The organism is Clostridium thailandense (assembly GCF_019207025.1).
Taxonomy (GTDB): Bacteria; Bacillota; Clostridia; order Clostridiales; family Clostridiaceae; genus Clostridium_AM; species Clostridium_AM thailandense.
Genome location: NZ_JAEEGC010000134.1, coordinates 36862 through 43284 on the forward strand (window position 1 = coordinate 36862; position 6423 = coordinate 43284).

The following is a 6423-nucleotide window of genomic DNA, read 5'->3' on the forward strand; positions in this document are numbered from 1 at the left end:
AATTACCTCCTATTTATTTTTAAAGCTCTTTTCTCTTTTTTCTACGAAGGCTGTCATACCTTCTTTTTGATCTTCTGTTGCAAAGCATTCTCCAAATAATTCAGATTCACCCATAAGCGCTGTTTCTATATCACACTGCATACCTCTATTTATAGCAGCTTTGCAGTACTTAACAGCAATTGGAGCCTGCATAGCTATTGTATTTGCAAGGTTTATAGCTTCTTCCATAACCTTCTCTGGTTCCACAACCTCATCTACTAATCCAATTCTAAAAGCCTCTTCAGCTTTAATAACATTTCCTGTGAAAATTAATTTTTTTGCTGCTGACATTCCTACAATTCTCGGTAATCTTTGAGTTCCACCAAAGCCAGGTGTTATTCCAAGCCCAACTTCTGGCTGTCCAAATTTAGCCTTAGTTGATGCAATTCTTATATCACAAGCCATGGAAAGTTCACAGCCGCCACCAAGTGCAAAACCATTTACTGCTGCTATTACAGGTTTTTCTAGTGTCTCAAGTTTTCTAAATACTCTATTACCAAGTATTCCAAATTTTCTACCTTCAGAAACTTTCATGTCTTTCATCTCTGTAATATCTGCGCCAGCAACAAAAGCCTTTTCACCTGCACCAGTTAAAACAACTGCATAAATATCATCCTCTTCAGCTACCATATCAATAACCAAATCAAGTTCTTTTAACGTTTCTGAGTTTAAAGCATTTAATGCTTTAGGTCTATTAATAGATATAACCGCTATCCTTCCATTCTTTTCAAAAACTATATTTTTAAATTCCATGTTAATCCTCCTCATTTTTAAAATATTATCTTTCAACTATAAGCGCTGTACCCATTCCTCCACCTATACATAAAGTTGCAAGACCTCTCTTAACATCTCTTCTTTCCATTTCATGTAATAGTGTTACAAGTATTCTTGTTCCTGATGCCCCAATTGGATGTCCAAGAGCTATAGCTCCACCATTTACATTTACTATGTCCTTATTAAACTTTAAGTCCTTAGCAACTGCTAAGCTTTGAGATGCAAAGGCTTCATTAGCTTCGATTAAATCTATATCTTCAATTTTTAAGTTTGCCATCTCTAATGCTTTTTTAGTTGCATGGAATGGTCCATAGCCCATTATTGATGGTTCTAAGCCTTTTTGACCATAAGAAACTATTTTAACAAGTGGTTTAATTTGGAGTTCTTTAGCTTTTTCCGCACTCATTACAACTACTGCTGCTGCGCAGTCATTTATTCCTGATGCATTTCCTGCAGTAACTGTTCCATCTTTTTTGAAAGCTGGTCTTAGTTTTGCCAAAGCCTCAATAGTTGCTCCAAACCTTGGAAATTCATCTTGTTCAAATACTGTTTCTCCCTTTTTCTTTTTGATAACTACTGGAACTATTTCATCATTGAACCTTCCTTCTTTTATAGCTGTTTCAGCTTTGTTTTGTGATGCTAGAGCAAATTTATCCTGCTCTTCTCTACTTATTCCCCATTGCTCTGCTATGTTTTCTGCAGTTATTCCCATATGATATTTGTTGAATGCATCTGTTAAGCCATCATTAATCATTTCATCAACAAATTCTCCATTACCCATTCTTTGTCCCCATCTTGCGTCATTCAAAATATATGGAGCTCTTGACATATTTTCCATACCACCAGCCACTACTACATCTGCATCTCCAGCTTTTATTATCTGACATGCTAGTGAAACTGCCCTTAACCCTGAACCACAAACTTTATTAATAGTCATTGCTGGAACTTCAACTGGAAGACCTGCCTTAACCATTGCTTGTCTAGCTGGATTCTGTCCAAGTCCTGCCTGTAAAACATTTCCCATAATTACTTCATCTACTGCTTCACTTTTAACACCAGCTCTGTTTATAGCTTCCTTTATTACTATTGCCCCTAAATCTATTGCTGGCACATCCTTTAAAGTTCCTCCAAAGGATCCAATAGCTGTTCTTACTGCACTTACTATAACTACTTCTCTCATTTTTATTTCCTCCCATTCATCATCTAATATGTTATTTTATTAACCTATAATATTGATGTTAAAATATTGTCTATATCGCTACTTTGATACAAAACATTTTAACATCAAAATTCCAAATATAGTTTTTGTTTATATATTTTAATATAGCAAATACCTTGCCAAAGATATTTAATTCTATAAAAATAGCCATTTTATACATTTTAAAGAAAAACTTATGTTAAAATTTTAATAAAATTAATCACGATAAAGAAATTTTGTGTTATTTTCAAGACAATATCGAATCATTCATGTCCTGTAATCCGGACAATTGATAAATAAATAACAATTTTGTTTTATAAACTGTTTTGTTTTCCGGACAATTATTTGTAAAAATATATAAATCGTTAAATATATAACTAAAACTTATAAAAAAATATTTATTTTTAACTATTCAATTGACAACATCATTTTCTAATACGTCTTAATTGCTAAATTTTTTAGTTTAAATTTCGTGCTATTAATCTATATGCAACTTTCCCATTTTTTCATATAAATTAGATCTACTTATGCCCAAAAGTTGTGCTGCCTTTGATTTATTACCCTTAGCTGCTATAATACTATTTAGTATCGCTTCTTTTTCTGCATCATTTAATATATCCTGAAGATTTCTAACAGGCTTACAAACGCTTATTGCTGTAATCTTATCTGGAAGATGCTTTGTGTGTATTACAGTTTCATTTTCAATAATGGTTATTGCTCTTTCAAGCACATTTTCAAGCTCCCTTATATTTCCTGGCCAACTGTAACCTTTTATATATTCTAGCGCTTCACTTGAAATTCCATAAATGTATTTATATACCTTATTGCTTATTTTATTGATAAGATGATAAACTATAGTTTCAATATCTTCTCTTCTCTCTTTTAACGAAGGTATATTAATTGTTAATACATTTAATCTATAAAATAAATCCTTTCTGAACTTACCTTCTTTTACTAGTTGCTCTAAATTTTGATTAGTAGCAGCTATAACTCTTACGTCTATTTTCTTAGGACCAGCTGAACCTATTTTTTCCACTTCCTTTTCTTGAAGTACTCTTAAAAGCTTAACCTGCATATATGTTGGCATATCTCCTATTTCATCCAAAAAGATAGTACCTCCATCTGCTAATTCAAACTTGCCTATCTTACCTTCTTTTTTTGCACCGGTAAAAGAACCTCCTTCATATCCAAAAAGCTCAGATTCAAGAAGTTCTCCTGGAATAGCACCGCAGTTAACTTTGATAAAAGCTCCGTACTTTCTCCTGCTTTCCTTATGAATAGCATGGGCAAAAAGTTCCTTACCTGTTCCACTTTCACCTAATATCAATATGTTTGATGAACAAGCTGCAGCCTTTCTAGCAAACTTTTTTGCATTTTTTATCAATTCTCCTTCACCAATGATATCATCAAAAGAATAAGTTGTTCTATTCAATGCTGATATATTATTGTTTGACCCTTGAAGCTGTCTTTTCATTTTACTTACATTTTCATATATACTATTTAAATCACTTATACTATTAAATACAATCTTTGCAATAGCCCCAATAACCTCTCCATTTTTAGTAATAGGTATCCTGCTTACAACTAAATATTGATCATTTATTTTGAATAATTCTCCTATTTCAGCTTGTCCTGTCTTTACCACTATAGGTAATCTTGTTTCTTCAACTATTTCTGTTATGTGCTTCCCAACAATCTCTTCTTTTTTCTTTTCAAAAACCTTTGCATAACCTTTACCAATCATTGTTATATAGCCTTCTTTATTAATAGCTATAACTCCATCGTAAAGGGTATCCATTGTAAGGTTTAAAATCGCACTATCATTTTGCAGCATATTCCTCTTATACATATTTATCCCCACCTGACTATTCCCTTATATAAAAAATAATACATTTATAAAAATAGTGAAAAATAATTGAAAGAAGTCCACTAATTCTAATGGATATTTCTATATACTTAAGCCTTCATATAAGTCATTGAATTGAACATAGATTTATTTGCTTATTTTTGTGTTTTAAGATATTATTTATAATAAGTTAAATTATAGTTATAAAAGGTTTTAAAAACAATTCTCATACTTCATGAAAATCCTATAAATTCTTGTGTATTATAACAGTATTACCATCACATACCTTATTATATCATATTATCTTCAATTTACTTACTAACCTATCTTATAGTACAGAATGCAATTTCTAATTATTTTGTTTGATCTCTATGATTTATATGCATACTAGCGAGATATTATATTCGTTTACAAAACTTTTTAAAAATATTGTCCAATTTAATATGAGATTTGACTAAAGCCAAACCTCATACAAAATCATCTATTCCTTTATAAATAAGTTGTTCCGGTTATAAACCTTAAAACATTTTTTTACTCATTTCATCTATTTCATTAGTTACTACCTCATATACATTTCCGAAATACCCTCCAGGTAATCCGGAAGTCAAGCATGGAATAAAGTATTTCTTTCCATTAGCTTTGCAAGCTTCTTCCACATGTTTTGCACAATTTTCAGGTGTCCAATCTGGGAAATCAATCTCACCGCTGTGAAGCCCTCCCATAAAGGTTATTTTTTCACCATATTGCTTGATCAATTCAGGAATGTTATTAGTTTTCATAGTACCTTGCCAAATATCGATGCCCATTTCGATCATATATGGAACTAAATTAGCTGCATAAGAATCGCTATGGTGAACGATCAATTCAACACCATTTTCTTTATAGTAACCATAGATTTTTTTATAAGCTGGAAGAAAGAACTCTTCAAACATTTCAGGAGATACAAAAGAGTTTTTTTGACTTCCCCAGTCATCATGATGGAAAATGCAATCCGGATGAAGTTTTTCAACTATCACTTTTGCAGCATCCAGCTCATACTGAGTAAGAGCATCAATTAACTCATGCATAGCTTCAGGCTCTTCATATAAACCCATTAAGGCATCTTCCATACCCATAAGATAATGTGTCATTTCAAAGATACCTGGAGCCCAGAAAGGTGCTACAAATTCCTCGTTACGGTCAACAGAATTGGCATGAGCAACAGCTGCGGCCCAAGCTTCATCAGAAGTCTCGATTTTAGGAATTTTAACATATTTTTTCCATTCAGTAACATCCTTTAAAACTTTATGTTCGTTATCATGCACAGGGAATGCACCAAGTTGATCTTCTGGCCATTGAAATGTTACTCCCCAGTAATCTTTCCAAGTACCACCCTTTTGAGATTTAGGTCTCAAAGGCATTTCCATGATTATATTCAAATATTCATATTGATTAACAAAACGATCCGGATTTCCACCTTTAATAGTTTCGAGTAAATTCTGTCTTTTAGTTAACATACATCAATACCTCCATATATTATTTATGATATATTTATGCTGTTGCCAATTCTTTAGCCTTAATTGCAGCACTACCTGCATCAGGTGTATATGCATCTGCACCTATTGAAGCTGCAAATTCAGCTGTTACAGGAGCACCACCAACCATTATATGAAATCCTTTTAATCCACTTTCTCTTAAACTCTCAACTGTTTTCTTCAAAGCTGGCATTGTTGTAGTAAGAAGTGCTGAACATGCTACTATTTTTACATTTTCATTTTCCTTAACTGCTTCAACAAATTTAGTTTCAGGTACATCTACGCCAAGGTCTACTATTTTAAATCCAGTACTTTCTATCATCATTGCAACTAAATTTTTTCCAATATCGTGTAAATCCCCTGCAACTGTTCCAATAATACATGTTCCTAAAGAAGATGAAGCGTCGCTTGCAAGATGAGGTTTAAGAACTTCTACACCTCTTGACATTGCTTTTGCTGCTATTAGCATTTCAGGTACGAATATTTCTCCTGTAGAGAACTTATCACCTACAACACCCATTGAGTCAATCATAGCTTGAAGTATATCTTCTGCTTTGCTTCCCTCATCTAGTGCTTCCTGTACTAATCCTTTTATAAGTTTAGTTTTACCCTTCTCTACATTAGCTTTTACTTCTTCAATTTTAGCCATTATTTTTTCCTCCTTATTATTTCATATAACTATTATTTTTTAATAATTATTTCTTTTGACCAAATATTCCTTCTCTGTATGCTCCAATATATTCCATGCAGTACTCGTCTTCACCTAATAGTGCTTCTGTTGCAAACAACATTCCTACTAAATCCTGATTTAATGGATCAAGTATAAAGCTGTCCATTCCTGCATTCATAGAAAGTACTGCAAATGCCTGATTAACAATTTTTCTAGCTGGAAGATTAAAGGAGATATTGCTGACAGCTCCAGTGACATGAATCGTAGGATACTGTTTTTTGATTGATTTTATAACTTCCGTTACCATAGTGATCCCATCTTCTGATGTACATAGCATTTCAACTAATGGATCAATATGCAACCTAGACGGATCAATGTTGTA

The 6423-nt window shown here is 32.6% G+C and carries 6 protein-coding genes; all 6 read right to left on the minus strand.

Annotation, left to right across the window (positions count from 1 at the left end; translation table 11 throughout):
* Window positions 1-9 precede the first annotated feature (9 nt).
* Window positions 10-792 carry a short-chain-enoyl-CoA hydratase gene (locus tag I6U48_RS22750; RefSeq protein WP_218322777.1) on the minus strand — a complete coding sequence of 261 codons (783 nt, stop codon included), beginning with the start codon at window positions 790-792 and terminating at the stop codon, window positions 10-12.
* A gap of 25 nt (window positions 793-817) precedes the next feature.
* A complete protein-coding gene (locus I6U48_RS22755) occupies window positions 818-1993 on the minus strand; it encodes an acetyl-CoA C-acetyltransferase (protein WP_218322778.1) in 1176 nt (391 codons plus the stop codon).
* Between the two features lie 496 nt (window positions 1994-2489).
* Complete coding sequence (locus tag I6U48_RS22760) at window positions 2490-3860, minus strand: sigma-54 interaction domain-containing protein (protein WP_218322779.1); 1371 nt, start codon at window positions 3858-3860, stop codon at window positions 2490-2492.
* A gap of 515 nt (window positions 3861-4375) precedes the next feature.
* Complete coding sequence (locus tag I6U48_RS22765) at window positions 4376-5353, minus strand: uroporphyrinogen decarboxylase family protein (RefSeq protein ID WP_218322780.1); 978 nt, start codon at window positions 5351-5353, stop codon at window positions 4376-4378.
* A gap of 34 nt (window positions 5354-5387) precedes the next feature.
* Window positions 5388-6020 (minus strand): cobalamin B12-binding domain-containing protein, encoded by a 633-nt coding sequence (locus tag I6U48_RS22770; RefSeq protein WP_218322781.1) that lies wholly within the window; start codon window positions 6018-6020, stop codon window positions 5388-5390.
* Between the two features lie 46 nt (window positions 6021-6066).
* Window positions 6067-6423: pterin-binding domain-containing protein (locus tag I6U48_RS22775; protein ID WP_512699257.1), on the minus strand; the 357-nt coding region annotated here is incomplete at its 5' end.